Genomic DNA, 19,415 nt, shown 5'->3' with positions numbered 1-19,415 from the left:
TCGAATTGGAATTTATCCATTAATCAAGAAACTATTACTAAAAAACTGCTGCAAAATAAATTTACTTTGCAGCAGTTTTTCTACTTTACTTTCAGCCTACCAAGCACTTCTACATTTCCCGGAATATTGATGTGCTGAAAAAAGCACTCTTCGATCGCTGCAATAACCACCGTGCTCGGTCCCGCAGATTTCTGAATATCAATTTGAGCATTATGATTTAAAATGAGCTGCATATTATTATTTAAAGCTAATTGCTGCGCCTCGTACAATATACCTTTTGAACCAACAGGAACTAGCTCATAAACTTTGTCGTAGCAAAGTAACCCCTTTAATACGTCATAACTCGCGATGTCACCTTTTACGCTTGTTATTACTTCCTCCCCTACTTTGGGCTGGCCAATGGAAATTAAGAGAGCTTCCGTTTTTACATTATTTACTTTTAAATTTTTATTTTCGACAATTCCCACTGCTGTAACTCCAAACCCAGTAGCAAATGTCGCAAAATTTTCTTCTGTGCTTCCCGTTAATACAATTTTTCCTATACCAGCCTCTTCTAATTCTTCTTCAATACCTGCTATAATTTTTTTACCTGTAACTTCCATCTCGTTGCAAATAGTATTGGCTAAACAAACTACCTCAGCGCCTGAACATATAATTTCGAAGATGGCAACTCTTGCTGTATATTTGCCCGTGATAAAAGGAGAAACCTTAAGAACATCATGTTCCTTTAACCCAATTCCACCACAGCTGTCACAAGCAACAACTACGGTTTTTTCTTGCCCCAAATCAATCAGCGTCAAGTCTCTTATTTTTTGTATCTTCATATTTTCTTCCTGACCTTTTCTATTCTATAAGGCAACAACTTATATACAAAGCACGCAAGGATAATATTAAGCGCAGCTATACCTGACAGCACTGGCAAAAAAGCAATCATTCCTGCGAACCCGATTGCAGGAAGCAAGAATGGGATTAACATAATCAGCGAGATGGGTCCATTCATGATAACCCCCAAGATTCCCGCTACGATAACTCCTTTAAGGGAGAAATCATCTTTCTTTGCGATCTTTTGATAGACCAGACTAAAAACTGCCATTGTTAATCCCATATCAATCATGATAATCATGTGAACAGGAAAAGACAGTGGAAATCCGGACAGCATCGCTGTCAATAAATGTCCCGTCATTCCAATGAAAGCACCGTAGGTCGGTCCAAGCAGCAGAGCTCCCAAAAATCCTGGCATAGAATCAAAAGCAATACTCCCCATAACTTTGACAGAAGCTCCAATAAAACTCAATGCAATAAAAAGAGCCGTTAAGACGATTTCTTTTGTCTTCAAAATTTCCTCTCCCACTTTCATATACTGAAATAAGACGAGTCTATATTTCTTTTACTAAGGAAATAAATATTTTAATTTGGCTAGAGTAAAAAGAACAATGATAAGGAGTACTACTATCATGGAAACTAAGATAAAATATATTGCTGAAATATTTTCCATTAAGGGAATAAAAATATAATGCTGCTCAAGAAAACAATTAAGCATAGTCAAAATTACTATGCTTATTAGCCGATACCGAAATCGTAAGCCAAGACATATCGTTATAATAATGCTCGTAAACATTAAATGCAGAAAGGAGAAAAACTGATGGCCTTTTTCTGGATCTAAAAACCAGTTAATTTGAAATCTGAATAATTCTCCTCCCCGATTCAGACTAAAAACAATTATATTATGAAGGGATGCGTAAGTCATATAAATAGTAAAAACCCTAAACCATAAAGATGGTTCTTTAGTATGCAGTCCTCTCCAAATCCATTTACTAATTTCATAAAGAATACAAAGCCCAATTCCAGTATATAAGGATTTCCACCAAAAGTGCCGATAGATGCCCAGCTCTGTAAAATACCAGTCTATTCCCATAAAAATAGCCGCAATACCAATTACATAATTCCAAGACATTGAAAAAGCATTAATTACAACAGCTGAGGCCGGAATAATAAAAAAATTCGACACATAAGATCCTAAGTAATTATCCAACCTTGCATCCTGCAAAATACCAGGCAGATAATAATATCCATTTAATAGGATTAGGACAATAATCTCAAAGGGATAAATCACTGCGCTTATCTGCAAATGCAATGCCAGCAATCTCAAGTCCTTTTTATAAATGAGTGACACGACAATAAGAATTAGGCTTATAATCATTAGTCCATAATACCAATAAGCAGAAGGCAGCATTCAATCTCCTCACCTTCAATAATATCGCTATGCAATTATTGATACTATTACCTAATTCCGATTAAATTAAACAGGAAAAGACTAGCTTACCATACTTCATGGCTTCTCATTCTTCTCAGTAATCTTGCTTGCATTCACACATGCTGCCATAGGCCTATCTGCCAGCCCCGCAAGAATATTATCAACCGTAAGCTGTGCCATTGCAGTACGCGTCTCTAACGTTGCACTGCCAATATGAGGCGTAATGAGAATATTAGAGAGTTTCAGTATAGGATGATCTTGAGCCAATGGCTCTGGATCAGTAACATCAAGAGCGGCATAAGCAATCTCTCCTGTTTGCAGAGCTTCTACTAATGCATCTGTATCCACTACAGAACCTCTTGATACATTAATAAAGCAGGCTGTAGATTTCATTTTACGAAACTCTGCCGGACCAAATAAACCTCTTGTCTCTTGGGAGAGAGGAGTCAATACGATGATCGCATCAGACTCTTTTAATAAAAACTCAAAAGATTGATAGGCTGCACCAATTTTCTCATCATCCTGGCGGCGATTCCGATTATAATATATTACATTCATGCCAAAAGCATTTGCTCTTTGAGCAACCGCAGCTCCAATTTGCCCCATGCCGACAATCCCAAGAGTCTTACCAGCAATATCAGTACCCAAAGCTAATCTATGACCGAGTGCCCAAGAATTTGACCTGATGAAATCCCATCCTTCATGAATTCTCCTCGTTGAGCATAACAAAAGAGAAAATGCCAGATTAGCAGTAGCATCAACAAGAACTCCCGGCGTATTACCAAAAGGTATCTTATATTTTGAGCAAGCTTCAATATCAACATTATCATATCCGACGCTAACCTGCGCGATCACTTTGAGTCTTGGCGCATGCTGCAGCAGTTCTTCATTAACAGTGACGCTATTATTCACAATCAGACCTTCAGCATCGGCAACCCATTCCATTAATATCTCTTGGGGAATGCTCTGTTGTTCGTCCCATTGCTTAACACTACAAAAATTCTGCAATTTTTCTAAAGCTGGATCCATCAATGCACCAATTAGCACTACCTTTGGTTTATTCATCTATATGCACCTCTATCTTTATTATCTACAATCCTATATTCTTTTTATTTGCCAACACGATACAAAATCCTGCATGACAATAGGATTCTTTAATAATTCTCATCTGATACAATTCATTTGACCCATAACCCCAGAATTAGTGTTTAGCCCGATGAAAAAACCAGATGTCTTCACTGCAAGCAGCTACAACTTCTGGTAGTATGTGTATATATTATCCAGCCTCTAGGGTGCTCTTTCTATGCCATAATAGATTTATTCCATTGGCTACATATCATATAGTTCCTTCGCCAAATGATGGTTTGAAATGCTTGTATTCATGAAGCCTAATGCCTTCCAAAAATCACATTTAAACTTTGTCATGATTATATGCATCGTTAGACCTTCTACCTTAAATTTATCTAGGATTGTTCGATCTGCTAGATAAGCATCAAGCACGATTTGCAGGCTTGCATCTATGATATTTAATTCATTAAATATCATGTCAATCTCCCCCTCATCTGAATACCCTTCATTTAACAGTATTTTTTTTATAGTAGCCTCATTAAAAACAATCACGCTTTTTCCCTCCTAATTCCATCTTTATTCTTTTTATCTGCTATCTTGTCCTGAGATGATTTCATCTTGCATACTACTTATTACTTCAATTACTGCTTCTTTACTCATCATACACTACCAAAATTTTTTTCTCTTTTATTTATCCTTACTATTAGCATAAACCATTTTGAAAATCGTTACCTCTCCTAAAAGGTGTATATTTAAAAATTTCGCTAGATTTTGTTAATGCAAAAGACTAGCGTTGGTCCTCTAGACACTAACGCTAGTCTTTACTATACTCCTGTTATACATAAAATACGATCTGCTAAAATGACGCAGCTAACTATCAGAATATCTTTATAAAAATAAAAAACCAAAAGTCTTAACTGCAAGCAGCTACAACTTTTGGTATGATTGACTTCATGGCGGAGAGGGTGGGATTCGAACCCACGAGACAGTTTCCCGCCTACTCGATTTCGAGTCGAGCGCCTTCGACCAGCTCAGCCACCTCTCCGTGACCTGATCTACTTCATTGTTCATGTCTCAGATATCTATATTGGAATTTTTATTCTTTTTTCGACGTTGCTTAAAAAAATCTTTCATAATTTGCGCACACTCATTAGCTCGTATCCCTGATGTAACCACCATGGAATGATTTAATGCATCATTTTGCGCTATATTAAAAATCGATTCAATTGCCCCTGCTTTTACATCTGCACTACCATAAACCAAACGGTCAATACGGCTCATGACCAACGCACCAGCACACATAGGGCAAGGTTCTATCGTAACATATAATGTAAGTCCCGTCAAACGCCATCGCTTAAGCTTTTGACAAGCTTCCCGAATTGCAATCATTTCAGCATGAGCCGTAGCATCATACCAGCTTTCTCGCATATTGTGTCCTGCTGCCACTACCTGACCATCCAGAACAAGTACCGCTCCAATTGGCACTTCACCAATCATATATGCTTTTTGGGCTTCCTCTAATGCTAATCCCATATAATAATGATCATCCAATATCCGGTTCACCACACAAAATACAATGGTGCGCCCGGGAGGACTCGAACCACCGGCACACGGTTTAGGAAACCGTTGCTCTATCCGCCTGAGCTACGGGCGCAAAATATAGTTAGCAACAAAAAATGGTGACCCCGGCAGGATTCGAACCTGCGACCTCTTGATTCGTAGTCAAGCGCTCTATCCAGCTGGGCTACGGAGTCAGTCCTTCAATGGAACTCTTGTCCCGTCGACAAAAAATATCTTACCACAGTTATATACATAAAGTCAAGATCTTTTCAAATTCGGTTTTCATTTGTGGATAAAAGGATGTGGATAACTTTATCCACATCCTTTTATCCACATGATAATTTCTCGTGATGCTACAAAATGCCCTTATTGGAAAATAAAAATCAACAAATGTCCCCATAGTTATCCACATTTGTTATCTTTTTGTGCATAACTATGGGGATAACTATTAAAATCGAGAGAAAATAAGGCTTATACGAAAGTATAAGCCTTATTTTTTAAAAATCTGCATCACCAGCTCGCTCTTGCGCTTCTTGATATAATTTCTGCTGACTATTAACAATCTTACCTCGGCGATATACCCGGCGATAGGTGCCATCACCTTTCATCATATAAGCTTTACGATTATCTTTCAGCATAATGTGCAGAATATTTTTTAATCGAGCTATTATTTCCGAATTCTCAATCGGAAATAATAATTCAATCCTTTCACTTAAATTACGATTCATCCAATCTGCACTAGATAAGTAAATCTTCTCCTTGCCTCCATTTGCAAAATACAAAATACGATGATGCTCCAAAAATCGTCCTACAATGCTTCGCACCTTAATATTTTGACTCACGTGCTCAATACCTGGCTTAAGAGCACAAATTCCACGAATAATAAGATCAATTTTAACGCCTTTGCTAGAAGCTTCATAGAGTTTAAGTATAATCTCTTTATCCAGCAAAGAATTCATTTTGGCGATAATATAACCGCCTTTTCCCTCTTGAGCAAAATCAATTTCCCGATCAATCAGCTCTTTTATTTTTTCTCGTAAGCCAACAGGTGCTACTACCAATTTCCTCAACGATAAAGGTTCTGAATAGCCCAATAACATATTAAAAAAGTCCGAAGCATCCGCTCCTATTTTTTCATTGGCAGTAAACAAGCTCATATCCGAGTATATGCGAGCGGTAATGTCATTATAGTTTCCCGTTCCCATATGTACATATCTCTTAATACGAGATTCTTCCTGACGAATGATTAATGCCATTTTTCCATGAACTTTGAAACCCAGCAGTCCATAAATCACATGACATCCCGATTCTTCTAATCTCCTAGCCCATAAAATATTATTTTCCTCATCAAAGCGAGCTCGCACCTCTACTACAACAGTAACTTGCTTCCCATTTTCTGCTGCTTGCGCCAAAGCCCGCACAATGGAAGAATTACCGCTTACCCTGTATAAGGTTTGTTTAATTGCTAATACCTTAGGATCAACTGCCGCCTGACGTATAAAGTTCACTACTGGCATAAAAGATTCATAGGGATGATGCAGTAAAATATCGTTTTCGCGAATCACATCAAATAAATTCTCTGCATCCTTTAATCCTAATGGAATTTGTGGAATAATTGCCTCATAGCGCAGGTTATCAAAGCCTTGAAGTTCTATCACTTTCATGAAACAGGAAATATCAATGGGACCTGCAACCTCATACAAATCCTGTTCAACCATCTTAAATGTATCTAGCAAAAACTCTTTTAAAAAAGATTTATTGGTTCTGGCCATTTCCAGCCGCACTGCTTCACCCCTTTTACGCTGACGCAAGGATTTCTCTACTTCAGCCAGCAAGTCTTCAGCGCCTTCACCATCAACTAACAAATCAGAATTACGTGTAATACTAAAGGGTACAATATCTTTAATTATGTAGCCGCAAAACAGCTCAGAACAATGTTTCTTTATAATATCTTCTAATAATACAAATTGTTTGCCTACACTTTGATCCGGCACTTCAATAACTCTTGGCAACGCTTTCGGGACCGGAAGAATTGCAGTCTGCAGCTCCTCTTTACCTTTGCTCAACAGCACCGCCATATTTAAACTTCGATTGGTCAATAAAGGAAAGGGATGACTGGCATTTACTGCTAGCGGGGTAAGTAAAGGATAAATCGTGCTATAAAAATACTCTTCTACCCACTGTCGCCCACTAACCGATAACTTATCAACATCACTTACATAAATGTCATGATTCTGCATGGCACCAAGGATCTTCTTTAAATACCAATACTGCAGCCGTACCATTTCGCGAACCGCCTGATTAACTAATTGAAGCTGCTTGACCGCATTAAAGCCTGCAGGATCCTTTTTATCAATTCCACTTTCAACTTGCTGTTTTAATCCAGCAACACGAATCATAAAAAACTCATCTAAATTAGAACTGGCAATTGCCACAAATTTTAGTCGTTCCAGCAAAGGTTTTTCAGGGTCATTTGCTTCTTCCAGCACCCGATGATTAAACTTCAGCCAGCTTAACTCCCGATTTACAAAATTCTCTTCCTTATCAAACATGGCTTTAACCTGCCTATCACAGAATTTGAAACTAGGCTTACTCATTATATGTAATTTTCTTTCGACAGAATTCCTTATATTACCTGCTGTTTCTCCTATCATAAGAGTCGTATTTGAATAAATTTACAATAACTTAACAATTCATTACAAGTTCAACCAATCTACTATTTTCCTAATTATCTAAATTTTCGAATAGCAATTTCACCATAATAATATTCACAAATTACTATTAAGGCAGAGGATTTTTATAAAATATTGCTAATACATATTTTATAAAAGAATTTGTACCCTGTACAAAGGAGAAATGACTTTATGAACCAACGTATTGCGATTATCGATTTAGGATCTAACTCTGCTCGCCTTATCATCGTCGAAATTTATCCTAACCGCTCCTACAACCTGATCTACCATCAAAAAGATGCGGTCCGTTTGGGACAAGAGGCAGATAAAAACCGCCAGCTGCAGCCAGAGGCTATGATTCGTACAATGAACTTACTAAAAAGCTTCGCTCATATGTGCCAAATCTTTCATACCGAAAAAATTCTAGGCGTAGGAACAGCAGCACTTCGCAATGCAGCCAACGGCTCAGAATTTGTAAAGAAAATTCAAGAAGAGACTGGTATTTCCATTACTATTATTAGTGGAGAGGTAGAAGCTAAATTAGGTTATTTAGGGGCGATCAATACTCTAGATGTTGCAGACGCCATATTATTTGATTTAGGAGGCGGAAGTACAGAATTAACCTTGATCAAAGAACGTAAGGCTATAAAAGTAACTAGTTTACCCTTTGGAGCCGTTACATTAACAGAGCGCTTTAAACTCGAAAACAAAGCAACTGAAGCTCAATTAACGGCACTTAACGAGTTTTTATCCCAGGAACTTGCTAAAGTCCCCTGGTTGAGAACCCTTAATCTCCCTTTAATTGGTATTGGCGGAACCGCACGCAGCATTGGAAAAATGGAGCAAAAAAGAAACCATTACCCCTTGCTAAAGCTGCATAACTACCGTACTAGTTCCTACTCATTCCATTCTCTATGGGAAGACGTCATAAAAATGTCCTGTGCTCAACGCCGGAAAATAGCTGGTCTCAGCAGCGAACGTGCTGATATTATTATTTCAGGTTTAGCCATTGTTAAACACTTATTTGAAAAAATTGATAGTACACAATTAATTATTAGCAGCTGCGGTGTTAGGGAAGGCTTATTTCTCCAATATTATCTTTCCCAAACTGGGCAAGCAGAGCTGTTAGATCCGCTTTCCCATAGTACCGACAATATGTTGTCATTTTATCGAGGCAATACCAAGCACTCGAATCAAGTAGCAAAGCTAGCCAATGGCTTATTTGATGATTGGCAGGAAGTACTTGGCTTACAGCCGCGCAGTAGAACACTCTTGCAAGTAGCCGCTTTACTGCATGACATTGGTATTGCAGTGAGTTATTATGACCATGCACGACATAGTGCGTATTTAATTGAAAATGCTCGGTTATTTGGTCTTTCCCATCGTGAACAAATCATGGCGGCAATCATTGCGGGCTGGCACCATAGTCCTTCTGTAAAATATTCTTATAATAGAATTTATAACGAATTCCTAGATGCAGCTAACTGGCAAACTGCCCGAAAACTTGCATTACTGTTAGCCTTGGCCGAAAGCTTAGATACTACGCAAATGAGCCTGGCAGAAAAAATCACAACCAGTATCTCCAAAAAACAAGCTCAGCTGATTGTAACAACAAAACAAGAATTATTATTAGAGTTGCAGGCAGTAAAGAAGCACAGCAAATGGTTTAAACGTGAAACAGGTCTAGAATTAACGGTCTCAATTGCCCCTTTCTAGAATAAAGAAGAAAAGGCACTTCATTTTCGCGATGCCTTTTCTTCTTTATTTCTTTCGATGACCAAATGCAAAACTAGACAGGCTTTCAGAGTGCAAGTTTTTTAATAATATTTTTATAACATGGGGGGTTGAATCTTTACTTTTAAATCAAAATAATATTAAAATGAAATATACCCGTTCTCAATAAGGAGGCCGTTATGAATTTCTTTGCTAAGTTCTATAGAATACTTTCTTTGGTTATTCCTTTTGTCAGAAGGGTCTTTCCATTAGTTGATAGAGAACTGCAACATTGGTCTACGGATGGAATCGTCCATGCCTGCCCCGAGCTTAAAAAACAGGCTTCTGACAGCATTACAAAGAAAAAATTTCATTGTCAGGGAGGAAGCATTTACAGCCTCTACCCTACAGTACATAAAGCAGATTTTATTTCTCTCATCGTTGCACTACAAACCATCAGTGATTATTTAGATAACCTGTGCGATAACGCTGGAATAACAGATGAACAAGCCTTTCGCCAACTGCATTATGCAATGACAGATGCTCTTGACCCCAGCGCTGTCCTTAAGGATTATTATGCTTTTTATCCTTATAAAGAAGACGGGGGGTATTTAAAAGAGCTTGTACTGACTTGTCAGCAAAAGATACATGCATTGCCTTCTTATGAGCTGGTAAAACCAAATATCCAGAATTTAGCCCGCCTCTACAGCGAATTACAGACCTATAAACACCTTCGTCCTAGCGTTCGCGAAGAAAAAATGCTAACTTGGATTCACAAAAATCACGAACACTACCCGCTGCTTACGCCTTGGGAATTTGCCGCAGCTACAGGCTCTACTTTAGGTATGTTTATGCTCTGTGCTGCTGCCAGCGATAAGAATCTCACCTCTTGCACAGTCTCTAAAATTGATTCCGCTTACTTTCCTTGGATTAGCGGCTTACATATTCTATTAGACTATTTCATTGATGCTGATGAAGACCAGAAAAGCGGGGACCTCAATTTTGTCGCCTATTACACTGACTCATCCCAAGTAATATCCCGTCTTACATTATTTATTGAACAAGCTTTTATTCAAGCCGGTACTCTACCTAACCCAACTTTTCATAAACTAATCGTTCAAGGTCTGCTTGCTCTGTATCTTTCTGACTCAAAAACCAATCAGTTTAAAGAACATAGTATTAGAAATGCTTTGTTAAAAACAGCGGGCAATACTACTAGATTTCTTTATCTTTTATGTAAATTTCTACGATTCAAAAACAAATTATAAAAATACAGGTTGAATATGAACTTACACTTAGTAAATCACTGAAGCGGCAAGCACTTTACTTCTAAAGTAAAGCATTATCTTGATTGCATATAGGATCGATTATGATCATCACAGCTATTTTAACCATCGTTCCAAAAAATAAAGTAAAGCGTCCAGTAATGTAACTTACAGGACGCTTTACTTTATTTTTTCATATTGGCTGCCGTTTTGATTAGAGCGGTTACTAATTCTGCGCTATTATACAAGTCGATTTCTTTTATATATTCATCCTTGGTATGTACCTTGCTCATGCCTACTCCTAATACAGCTGTGGGTACACCATAGTTATTAAAGAAGTTGGCATCACTGCCGCCACCAGTAGCTTTAATTTCTGGAATGAGACTAATACTTTCAGCAGCCTTTACTGCTAACGTTACGACAGGATCTTTTTCTGATAAAACATAAGGCCCATAAGCAGTCGCTACCTTAACCTCGGCTTGCGCTCCGTTAGCTGCTGCTACCTGCTCAAAAGTTTCCTTCATATGGAGAGTCTGCACTTCTAACTTTTCCATATTGCGGCTGCGAGCTTCACATTTTACTTCTACCAAATCAGGTACGATATTTGTGGCGATACCACCACTAATAATACCTGCATTTGAAGTGGTTTCAAAGTCAATACGTCCAATCTTCATCTGGGCCAGCGCTTTACCTGCTACTACAATCGCATTAATTCCTTCTTCTGGCGCTACTCCCGCATGTGCCTTTCTGCCATGAATCAACGCAGTAATACTATTTTGGCCAGGAGCCATCGTAATAATTTCACCAGGTGTGCCGCCAGAATCAAGTGCATATCCAAAATCTGCTTTCAATGCGGTCGGATCAATTGCCTTTGCACCATTCAAACCGCCTTCTTCTGCCACGGTAAACACAACCTGAATGGGACCATGAGGTATATTTTCTTCATTCACAATGCGCAACGCTTCTAAAATTGCTACAACGCCAGCTTTATCATCGGCTCCAAGAATCGTATCTCCAACGGATGTTATCACCCCATCCTTCAGTTGAGGTTCTATCCCGCCACAAGGTTCTACACAGTCCATATGAGCGCTGAGCATCAAAGTAGGTGCTTCTTGTACGCTTCCTGGCTTATAAGCAATCACGTTACCACAATTACCGCCAATGACTTCTCCAACCTGATCTTCTGTTACCTCTAATCCTAATTCTGCTAAACGAGTCTTCAGGACATCAGCAACTTCACGTTCTTCCCGAGTCGAACACTTAATCCTAACCAGTTCAAAAAATTCCGTTAATACACGTTCTTTATTAATCATCACCGAACCCCCTACAATTTAGCTAAAAAATATTGTATCCATAAAACATTTCATCATACTCTAATCTAATTCTTACTCTGTAATTGTATTCCTGCTTTAAAGAAATAAAAAAATATCTTCCCTATAATCTATAATAGCAGTACACATACTAGACTAAGAAAAAATTAAAGGAAGATCTTCACATGGCTAAAATCATCGCATTGCAAGGATATAACCAAGAAATAGCCGACCTGCTGCAAAAGCAGGGCTATATTGTCATCGACATGTATCAAGCTCACCTGCAGCGAGATGTAGTCGATGCATATTTATATACAACTTATCATCCTTCTGCTCTAACTGCTTATTATAGTGTAGCCCAGCCAGAAAATAGTATGCTGGATTCAGAAAGGGAACCTGCTCCATTTGCCAGCACTCTTATGCTGAATATTACCGATTTAACACATAAGCAGTTACTCCTCACATTAGAACGACAGCTGGAATCTCGTTAGAAACAGCGCGTGTTTTTAATTTGGCTCCTTTCCATTAATCAATCGTCCTTTGGTTACAATACCTGCCCCAAATCGATTCCTCAATTTATCAATAGTTTCATACATAGCAGCACGTTTATCTTGCTGAGGTTCAAATAAAGACAGCTGACCACCGCCAGACTGGAGATTTGATACGGTAAGTCCCAACAGTCGTATCCCTTCTCTGATCGGTATTCCGCGGCAGATTTCAATAGCAACATCGTAAAGAACATCGTCAAACTGGGTATAATCTAACAACGTCTTACTACGAGTAATGGTTTTAAAAGAAGCAAAACGTACTTTAATCGTAATGGTTTTTCCGCTATACTCATACCGTCTAAGCCGCCAGCCGACTTTTTCCGCCAAGGCTAAGAGTTCAGCTTCGATTTGAGATCGCGTACTTATGTCAAGCGGAAAGGTAAGTTCATTACCTATGGACTTAGGCTCAAGATCCGCTACTACCGGTCGATCATCCTGACCATGTGCTAATGCATGGATCTTATAAGCAATTTGTCCGCAATGCTTTACTAATAATGCAACGTCGGCTTGAGCCAATTGGCCAATGGTAAAAATGCCTAGGTTTTTCAAAACTTGACCCATAGATTTACCAACTCCCCACATAGAAGCAATCGGCAGATCCCGCAGCATTGCTTCTTCCTCACCTGGATAGATCACAAATAGACCATTGGGCTTTTTCATCTCAGAAGCCAACTTTGCTAAAAACTTGTTCGGAGCTACTCCAGCCGAAGCAGTAAGATGCAGCTCACTTTGGATACGCTCCTTTATGCAGACAGCAATCTTTTTGGGACTGCTATACAATTGCTCCATTCCTGTAACGTCCAGAAACGCTTCATCCAAAGACAGCGGTTCCACAATTGGTGAAAACTCAGAAAAAATGCGCTGTAATTGTGCAGAAACTCTGCTGTATTTTGCGTGGTCGCAGGGTATAAAGTTTCCTTCTGGACAACGGCGTCTCGCCTCTACCATAGACATGGCAGAGTGCACTCCAAATCGGCGAGCTTCATAAGAAGCCGTCGCAACTACACCTCGATTGCCAATGCCCCCAACAATAAGAGGTTTTCCTCTTAATGCCTCATTATCACGTTGTTCCACAGCAGCAAAAAAAGCATCCATATCAATATGTATAATCCATCGTTGCATGCATTTTCACCTAACTTTCCCATTTGTTCCGGTCACATCTTATTATACAACAAACGCCTTCATCTTTTAGAAGATGAAGGCGTAAAATTTAAAATAAGTGGCGGAGCGACAGGGATTCGAACCCTGGCAGGCCTTACGACCTCTAACGATTTAGCAAACCGTCCTCTTGAGCCGCTTGAGTATCGCTCCATATTAAAATTATGGCGGAGGGGGTGGGATTCGAACCCACGGACCCCTTTCGAGATCGCTGGTTTTCAAGACCAGTTCCTTGAACCGCTCGGACACCCCTCCGTGTCGGTAGACACGTTCCCGATGACACATTTACTAGTATACCAGTATTCTTTTTTTTTGTCAACATGAGTCAATATAAAAATTATACTATATTTTATAAGTTCATGAATCCATGTTTACATATGCCCGCGATTTGCAATTACATGAATAATACCGCTATCATACTTAAAAATAGGAATACGCCGCAATTCAAAATCTGGAGACTCTTTGATGCAGATACCTTCCCGAACCGTTAATCCAGTTACATAACCTACCTCTTTGGCAATATTTACCACAACATCATTATAACTACCCCGAGGATACGCAATCCCATTTACTGTTTTCCCTAAAACACTTTCTAATACTGCTTTGGAATTAACCAGTTCATCACGAATTGATTCGGCATCTAATGATCCTAAATCTCTATGGGTTACAGTATGAGATCCGAAAGACATACCACCTTGGGACATTTCGACAATATTTTCAGGAGTAAGACGATCTTGAGTCCATAGCATATCTGTTATCACAAAAAAGCTCCCAACCATGCCATGCTTGCGCAATATTGGATATGCATGTTCAAAATTATCCAAATATCCATCGTCAAAAGTAATTAGAATGGGCCTCTCCGGCATTTCTACATTGCGATCATCCAAAAAATTTTGAAATTGTTCTAAAGAAATACTACAATAACCTCGTTCTTGCAAGCTGTCCAAATCATTAGAAAATCTCTCGGGAGTAACTGTAAGAGCATCTGTAGTATATCCTACACGATGATATACTAAAACAGGAATTTTCCGATTACCTGCCCCACTGCTGGTAGGAGCCTGAAGTAAAAATTGAGAACTACTAATAGCAATAATAGTACTAATGCATCCTTTGATAAATCTACGCCGCGATATCATGCAATGACCTCTCTTCACTGTAAGAACACTTCATTATCGAATAATACTGTATACACACTTCTCATCATTATTGTAGCACTATCTGCTTGCTTTGCACTTGTTTTTTTATTATATTTTTATTATATTTTCATATGTTTTGATTAGACTTTGATATTTACCTCTATTGATTATCCAAACGATAATAAGACCAAACACAATGCAAACCTCTTATGGTCCCGCCACACTGACAATTCTCATGACCACAGATCCGAGAGCAAACCGTATCAACTCCCGATCGGCTAACGCGCTCCGAAACCTGTTTGACTGGAAGAGCCGGCTGTCCAGCCTTTACTCGATATCCGACCTTATTCTCACCGATCTTACAAAACCAATTCCACAGTTTCAAAGCTGTCACCCTCTTTTATCTCTTTTGCTTCTCATTATAAACGATTCATTTACTCTTGTACTATGATTTGTATCACAAAATAAAAAAACTCTCCATATTCTTTGCATGATCTCTGTGGTTCACGGCCTTCTAACTAACATTCCGTGGTTAAAAGTTATAGTATAATGATGATATAATCAATCTTTATTTTGTAAAGGCAGGAGAAACCATGATGGAGCAAATGGATAAACATCGACGAGAAGACTTTGTCCAAGAATTATTCGACAGCATTGCAAAGCGCTATGATTTGTTTAATGCTGTCCTCACCCTGAACCAAGATTCCTACTGGCGCAGCTTCGCCGTTAATAAAGCATACATAAAAACTGGACAATCCATACTGGATGTATGCTGCGGTACCGGAAAGCTATCCATTGCGCTAGCAGAAAAAGCAGGGCGTCAAGGACAAATTGTCGGCCTTGACTTCTCTGAAACGATGCTGCAGCAAGCCAAAGAAAATATAAGGAAGACTCCTTATTCCCAACGAATAACGCTTTTACAAGGCAATGCCTTACACTTACCCTTCTCCGATCAATCCTTTGACTGTACAACTATCGGCTTTGGCTTACGAAACGTAGCAGACATAGCAAAAGCCCTGTCAGAAATGTACAGGGTAACAAAATCCGGCGGTACCGTATTATCTGTGGAGTTATCCAAACCCAGCGCACCAATGTTAAAACAACTTTATTTTCTGTACTTTGAACACCTACTCCCCTTAATCGGCAATCTGGGTTTTAAGAAAAACCAGCCTTACTACAATCTGCCCGCCTCCCTTAGAACCCTCCCCGATCATTCTGAAATTCAAAAGCTCTTCCTGCAAGTTGGTCTAAAGCAGGTTACTTCTTATCAATTAACAGGCGGGATCGCTGCAGTGCATCTAGGAATAAAATGAAGCTTGGTCTAAGCCAAGCTTCATTTTATTCCTACGTATACAGTACCTCATCTTTCTCCATAGGTACCTCTTCCCTCATTCCATTCTGATACTGGACGTTCCCACCTTGCTCAATAACAATGGTCCACACCTTAACGGGTCCATGCACCCCAATGGATAAATCCATCTCGATATCAGAAGTTCGACTAGGACCGGTTATAAAATCAATCGCAGCAGGAACGTTTTGTGTACTACGTCGTTCCATAAGGTTTTCCATGACCGTACTCATGGTAGGAACCAAATTTTCCTTTCGAAACACAGCAATATGAACGGTTGGCAGTGAACTAACAGATCTCCCCTGAGTAGGACTTGAAAATAGGGCTAAGGTTCCCGTATAGCCGATTGCATAATCTGCCCAGGTAATACCTACATCTGCCTTTTCTGCTGCAATAATGAGCTCCGCTTGCGGACGACCTTGAGACCAATAATCCAACTGTACATTGGCATCCTCCAAATGTACAATTTTTCTTAATTCTTCATGATCCCACATAATAACCCTTTTCGCTTCTAATTCCTCTAACCAAATCCTAATTTGCTGACTAGCATCTTGATCATCTTTTGCAAGATAGACTTTACCTGTTAAATTTTCTAAGTTGGTCTTAAAAAATGCTAATGGCTGATTTATATCAAACTTTTGTTCCTTCCAAAATACAGGAGGACCTACTTCATCCCGATTCGGTGCTGAAGTTAAAGGTTTATCTCTGCCTAATATTTTCGCGATATGACTTAAGAAGCTTTGCTCACTGCCTTGCATATCTTTCCTCCTTATTATTCATATTTTTCCTGCCATATTTCTCTAAAAGTCTTCTTAGCGGCTGCCGGTAAATAACGCGAATCCGTCCAGCCAGATAAAGGTGGTGGTCCAGATCTGATATACCCATCCTTTACTAAAGGTATTTGACCAATCGAAGCCATTTTCATGGCAAATTTATATCGTCCTGGAAATTTAAAGAAACGACGCCACATGTTAAAACCGACTCTTTCCAAAGGATGGGTAAAGCCAAGTTCGATTCTCTTGCGGCGTATTTTAATGAGAAGGTCATGAAGAGGTATTTTTACAGAGCATACACTGCTGCAAGCTGCACACAATGTAGTAGCATAGGAAAGCTCTCCCCAAAAATCAAAATCATCTTCCAAAAATGGAGTGATCACGGCCCCAATTGGTCCGCCATATACAGAACCATAGGCATGTCCGCCAATTTGGCGATACACAGGACAAACATTAAAACATGCACCGCATCTTGTACAATGCAGAGCTTGCCTAAACTCCTCGTCTGCAAGCAGCCTTGATCGGCCATTATCGACAATCACCAAATGAAATTCTTCTGCCCCATCTTTTTCATTCACCTTACGAGGCGCATTCACTACCGATATATAGCTGGTAAGTTTTTGACCTGTAGCATGTCGAGGCAGCAGGGATAAAATCACCTCTAAATCATCAAAAGTAGGCAATACTCTCTCCATACCCATGACCGATATCAGTACTTTTGGCAAAGAAGCTGTCAGGCGGGCATTTCCTTCATTCGTCACTAAGGAAATGGCTCCTGTATCCGCAATGGCAAAATTACATCCTGTAATACCGATATCGGCTTGCATAAATTTCTGCCGCAACGTCTGCCGTGCAAAGGCGGTTAAAGCTGGTGTGTCCGGTTCAATTGTCTTGCCAGCGACTTTAGAAAAAAGTTCCGCAATCTGATACCGATTTTTATGAATGGCCGGCACAATAATATGTGAAGGTGTTTCACCGGCTAGCTGCAAAATATATTCTGCCAAATCCGTTTCAATTACCTCCATGCCTTCCTTCTCTAACGCTGGGTTTAAGTGAATTTCTTCTGTGACCATCGATTTTGATTTAGCCACTAACTTACCATTGTTCTTTTTGCAAATATCAATAATGACTCTTCTTGCCTCTTCTGCTGTCTGAGCAAAATGAATGTGACCACCTTTATTACGTACGCTTTCTGATAGCTGTCCTAAGTAATAATCCAGATGATCTACAGTATGCTTCCGAATGCGCTTTCCCTGCTCACGCCAGTCATCCCAGTTAGGCAATTCAGTTTGAGCTTTTTCGCGATTGCCGCTCAATCGGTCAACAGCCTTTTGTACCGCTTTTCTCATCGGCTCGTCTTTTATAGCTTTTCTTGCCCTATCCCGTAAATGCAAATTAGGTTTATGACTCATGTCCTCATCCCTTCATCCAGTAGTTCAGCAATATGCATTACCCGTACTTTTGCCCCCTGCTTACGAAGTCTGCCATCAATATTCATTAAACAGCTTAAATCGGTACCTACCACAACATCCGCCCCAGTTGCCATGATGTCAGCAACTTTGGCATTTACCATACTCTCCGAAATCTCCGGCATTTTTACCGAGAAAGTTCCACCAAATCCACAACATTGCTCCTCATGAGCCAGTGGAATAAAATCCAGCTTTTCCACATTTTTTAATAGATCATAAACATATTTATCAACTCCTAAAAATCGCCTGGGATGGCAGCTGGAATGATAGGTCACTTTATAAGGAAAAGAAGCATTCACATTACTTACTTGCAGCACTTCTACTAGAAACTCACTAAACTCATGAGTTTTTCGAATCAACTCTTTCGATCGCTCCAGGTATTTGGAATCTTTCTCAAACAAAACAGGATAAAATTCTTTAATCGCCGATAAACAAGATCCTGCTGGTGTTACGATGATTTCACTATCACGAAAAGAATCGATAAAACCTTTGGCAACCTCTCTGGCATCATCCCAATACCCGCTGGATAATGCGGGCTGCCCACAGCAGGTTTGCCCAGGGGGAAAATCCAGGCTGACTCCTTGCTGCTTTAATACACGAACCATAGCCTCTCCTACACGAGGATACATACTGTCACAAATACATGTGATAAAAATTGATGCTTTCACAGCTTTAGCCTCCATATCCTTATCTGCTTCTAGTAATAACTTTATACAACATAATTTGATTATCCCTATGGTTTGCATAATGCGATGGATTCATACCTTTTTTACTAAGAATATACGTTTATAGATATAGTCTCTGTCACAAAAGAAAAAGGGGCTGTCGCACTAGCCCTAAAAAACAAAAATGGCAACCGGCAGTAGCCGGGAGCCATTTTTTTGTGTAAAATCAAGTTTGTTGGAACATGAAAATACAAGCAAATTATATAACAGACACAAATATATATCAACTAGTCTTGCCGATGGACATCGGCGAGATGATCCCAGAAGATGACTCGGTACGGTTACTCAGCGCAGTGTTAGAAAGGCTGGATTATAGCAAACTGTACACTACGTACTCCCGAATGGGGAGAATCGAGAGATCACCGAAGCGTCTATTTAAAATTCTTGTCTATGGGTACATGAACGGCATCTATTCA

18 protein-coding genes, 5 tRNA genes and 1 pseudogene are annotated in these 19,415 nt (G+C 39.4%); 5 read left to right on the top strand and 19 right to left on the bottom strand.

The features are described from left to right. Nucleotides 1-80: 80 nt before the first annotated feature. The 10 genes from BMZ99_RS15165 to ppk1 all read right to left on the bottom strand — a co-directional run bounded on the left by BMZ99_RS15165 (nucleotide 81) and on the right by ppk1 (nucleotide 7,479). Nucleotides 81-824, bottom strand: coding sequence for an AIR synthase related protein (locus BMZ99_RS15165; RefSeq protein ID WP_090938940.1), 744 nt, complete (start codon nucleotides 822-824; stop codon nucleotides 81-83). Next, nucleotides 821-1,336: an ECF transporter S component gene (locus tag BMZ99_RS15160; protein ID WP_090938936.1), complete on the bottom strand. Its 516-nt coding sequence runs from the start codon at nucleotides 1,334-1,336 to the stop codon at nucleotides 821-823. The genes BMZ99_RS15165 and BMZ99_RS15160 overlap by 4 nt, the downstream gene beginning before the upstream one ends. Before the next feature lie 54 nt (nucleotides 1,337-1,390). After that, entirely contained in the window at nucleotides 1,391-2,233 is an 843-nt protein-coding gene (locus BMZ99_RS15155) for a hypothetical protein (RefSeq protein WP_090938933.1), read from the bottom strand. 96 nt (nucleotides 2,234-2,329) lie between these two features. Beyond that, complete coding sequence (locus BMZ99_RS15150; RefSeq protein WP_090938930.1) at nucleotides 2,330-3,319, bottom strand: 2-hydroxyacid dehydrogenase; 990 nt, start codon at nucleotides 3,317-3,319, stop codon at nucleotides 2,330-2,332. A gap of 264 nt (nucleotides 3,320-3,583) precedes the next feature. Further along, entirely contained in the window at nucleotides 3,584-3,874 is a 291-nt protein-coding gene (locus BMZ99_RS15145; RefSeq protein ID WP_090938927.1) for a hypothetical protein, read from the bottom strand. Nucleotides 3,875-4,276: 402 nt separating this feature from the next. Next, a tRNA-Ser gene (locus BMZ99_RS15135) sits at nucleotides 4,277-4,367 on the bottom strand. 29 nt (nucleotides 4,368-4,396) lie between these two features. Further along, nucleotides 4,397-4,876 (bottom strand): tRNA adenosine(34) deaminase TadA, encoded by a 480-nt coding sequence (tadA, locus tag BMZ99_RS15130; RefSeq protein ID WP_217645100.1) that lies wholly within the window; start codon nucleotides 4,874-4,876, stop codon nucleotides 4,397-4,399. Between the two features lie 23 nt (nucleotides 4,877-4,899). Then, nucleotides 4,900-4,976: transfer RNA gene (locus BMZ99_RS15125), tRNA-Arg, on the bottom strand. 23 nt (nucleotides 4,977-4,999) lie between these two features. After that, nucleotides 5,000-5,076, bottom strand: a tRNA-Arg gene (locus BMZ99_RS15120). 303 nt (nucleotides 5,077-5,379) lie between these two features. Continuing rightward, nucleotides 5,380-7,479, bottom strand: a complete 2,100-nt coding sequence (gene ppk1 / locus BMZ99_RS15115; RefSeq protein WP_281246818.1) for a polyphosphate kinase 1 — start codon at nucleotides 7,477-7,479, stop codon at nucleotides 5,380-5,382. 267 nt (nucleotides 7,480-7,746) lie between these two features. Between ppk1 and ppx the strand changes: the two genes are divergently transcribed. Together ppx and BMZ99_RS15105 are read left to right on the top strand one after the other, a co-directional pair. Then, the gene (ppx, locus tag BMZ99_RS15110) at nucleotides 7,747-9,270 is read left to right on the top strand and encodes an exopolyphosphatase (RefSeq protein ID WP_090938921.1); all 1,524 of its coding nucleotides are present in this window, start codon (nucleotides 7,747-7,749) and stop codon (nucleotides 9,268-9,270) included. Between the two features lie 197 nt (nucleotides 9,271-9,467). Then, nucleotides 9,468-10,535, top strand: coding sequence for a tetraprenyl-beta-curcumene synthase family protein (locus tag BMZ99_RS15105; RefSeq protein ID WP_090938918.1), 1,068 nt, complete (start codon nucleotides 9,468-9,470; stop codon nucleotides 10,533-10,535). A gap of 182 nt (nucleotides 10,536-10,717) precedes the next feature. Here BMZ99_RS15105 and BMZ99_RS15100 read toward each other — a convergent pair whose 3' ends face one another. After that, the gene (locus BMZ99_RS15100) at nucleotides 10,718-11,845 is read right to left on the bottom strand and encodes a M20/M25/M40 family metallo-hydrolase (RefSeq protein ID WP_090938916.1); all 1,128 of its coding nucleotides are present in this window, start codon (nucleotides 11,843-11,845) and stop codon (nucleotides 10,718-10,720) included. A gap of 182 nt (nucleotides 11,846-12,027) precedes the next feature. Here BMZ99_RS15100 and BMZ99_RS15095 point away from each other — a divergent pair, with 182 nt between their 5' ends. Then, the gene (locus BMZ99_RS15095) at nucleotides 12,028-12,333 is read left to right on the top strand and encodes a hypothetical protein (RefSeq protein WP_090938913.1); all 306 of its coding nucleotides are present in this window, start codon (nucleotides 12,028-12,030) and stop codon (nucleotides 12,331-12,333) included. A gap of 15 nt (nucleotides 12,334-12,348) precedes the next feature. Here the strand turns inward: BMZ99_RS15095 and dinB are convergent, their stop codons facing one another. The 5 genes from dinB to BMZ99_RS15070 all read right to left on the bottom strand — a co-directional run bounded on the left by dinB (nucleotide 12,349) and on the right by BMZ99_RS15070 (nucleotide 15,078). Continuing rightward, on the bottom strand, nucleotides 12,349-13,512 hold the full coding sequence (gene dinB / locus BMZ99_RS15090) for a DNA polymerase IV (RefSeq protein ID WP_090938910.1): 1,164 nt from the start codon (nucleotides 13,510-13,512) through the stop codon (nucleotides 12,349-12,351). A 98-nt stretch (nucleotides 13,513-13,610) separates the two neighbouring features. Continuing rightward, nucleotides 13,611-13,701, bottom strand: a tRNA-Ser gene (locus tag BMZ99_RS15085). Between the two features lie 12 nt (nucleotides 13,702-13,713). Further along, a tRNA-Ser gene (locus tag BMZ99_RS15080) sits at nucleotides 13,714-13,803 on the bottom strand. A 116-nt stretch (nucleotides 13,804-13,919) separates the two neighbouring features. Then, nucleotides 13,920-14,684 (bottom strand): polysaccharide deacetylase family protein, encoded by a 765-nt coding sequence (locus BMZ99_RS15075; RefSeq protein ID WP_090938907.1) that lies wholly within the window; start codon nucleotides 14,682-14,684, stop codon nucleotides 13,920-13,922. 160 nt (nucleotides 14,685-14,844) lie between these two features. Further along, nucleotides 14,845-15,078, bottom strand: a complete 234-nt coding sequence (locus BMZ99_RS15070) for a hypothetical protein (RefSeq protein WP_245754994.1) — start codon at nucleotides 15,076-15,078, stop codon at nucleotides 14,845-14,847. Nucleotides 15,079-15,277: 199 nt separating this feature from the next. Here BMZ99_RS15070 and ubiE point away from each other — a divergent pair, with 199 nt between their 5' ends. Next, on the top strand, nucleotides 15,278-15,997 hold the full coding sequence (gene ubiE / locus BMZ99_RS15065; RefSeq protein ID WP_245754993.1) for a bifunctional demethylmenaquinone methyltransferase/2-methoxy-6-polyprenyl-1,4-benzoquinol methylase UbiE: 720 nt from the start codon (nucleotides 15,278-15,280) through the stop codon (nucleotides 15,995-15,997). A 31-nt stretch (nucleotides 15,998-16,028) separates the two neighbouring features. Here the strand turns inward: ubiE and BMZ99_RS15060 are convergent, their stop codons facing one another. Genes BMZ99_RS15060 through BMZ99_RS15050 form a run of 3 tightly spaced genes read right to left on the bottom strand, consistent with a single transcriptional unit; the run spans nucleotide 16,029 to nucleotide 18,942 of the window. Continuing rightward, a complete protein-coding gene (locus BMZ99_RS15060; protein ID WP_090938897.1) occupies nucleotides 16,029-16,790 on the bottom strand; it encodes a LutC/YkgG family protein in 762 nt (253 codons plus the stop codon). Between the two features lie 14 nt (nucleotides 16,791-16,804). Beyond that, the gene (locus BMZ99_RS15055; protein ID WP_090938894.1) at nucleotides 16,805-18,217 is read right to left on the bottom strand and encodes a LutB/LldF family L-lactate oxidation iron-sulfur protein; all 1,413 of its coding nucleotides are present in this window, start codon (nucleotides 18,215-18,217) and stop codon (nucleotides 16,805-16,807) included. Continuing rightward, the gene (locus BMZ99_RS15050) at nucleotides 18,214-18,942 is read right to left on the bottom strand and encodes a (Fe-S)-binding protein (RefSeq protein ID WP_090939058.1); all 729 of its coding nucleotides are present in this window, start codon (nucleotides 18,940-18,942) and stop codon (nucleotides 18,214-18,216) included. Before BMZ99_RS15050 ends, BMZ99_RS15055 begins: the two co-directional genes overlap by 4 nt. Nucleotides 18,943-19,181: 239 nt before the next feature. Between BMZ99_RS15050 and BMZ99_RS15045 the strand changes: the two are divergent. Beyond that, nucleotides 19,182-19,415 (top strand): annotated as a pseudogene (locus BMZ99_RS15045) (IS5/IS1182 family transposase); the annotation flags it as partial.

The sequence above is a fragment of the Pelosinus propionicus DSM 13327 genome (genome assembly GCF_900114615.1).
GTDB lineage: Bacteria > Bacillota > Negativicutes > DSM-13327 > DSM-13327 > Pelosinus > Pelosinus propionicus.
Note: the sequence above shows the minus strand (reverse complement) of the source record. Positions and strands in the feature narration are given on the sequence as shown.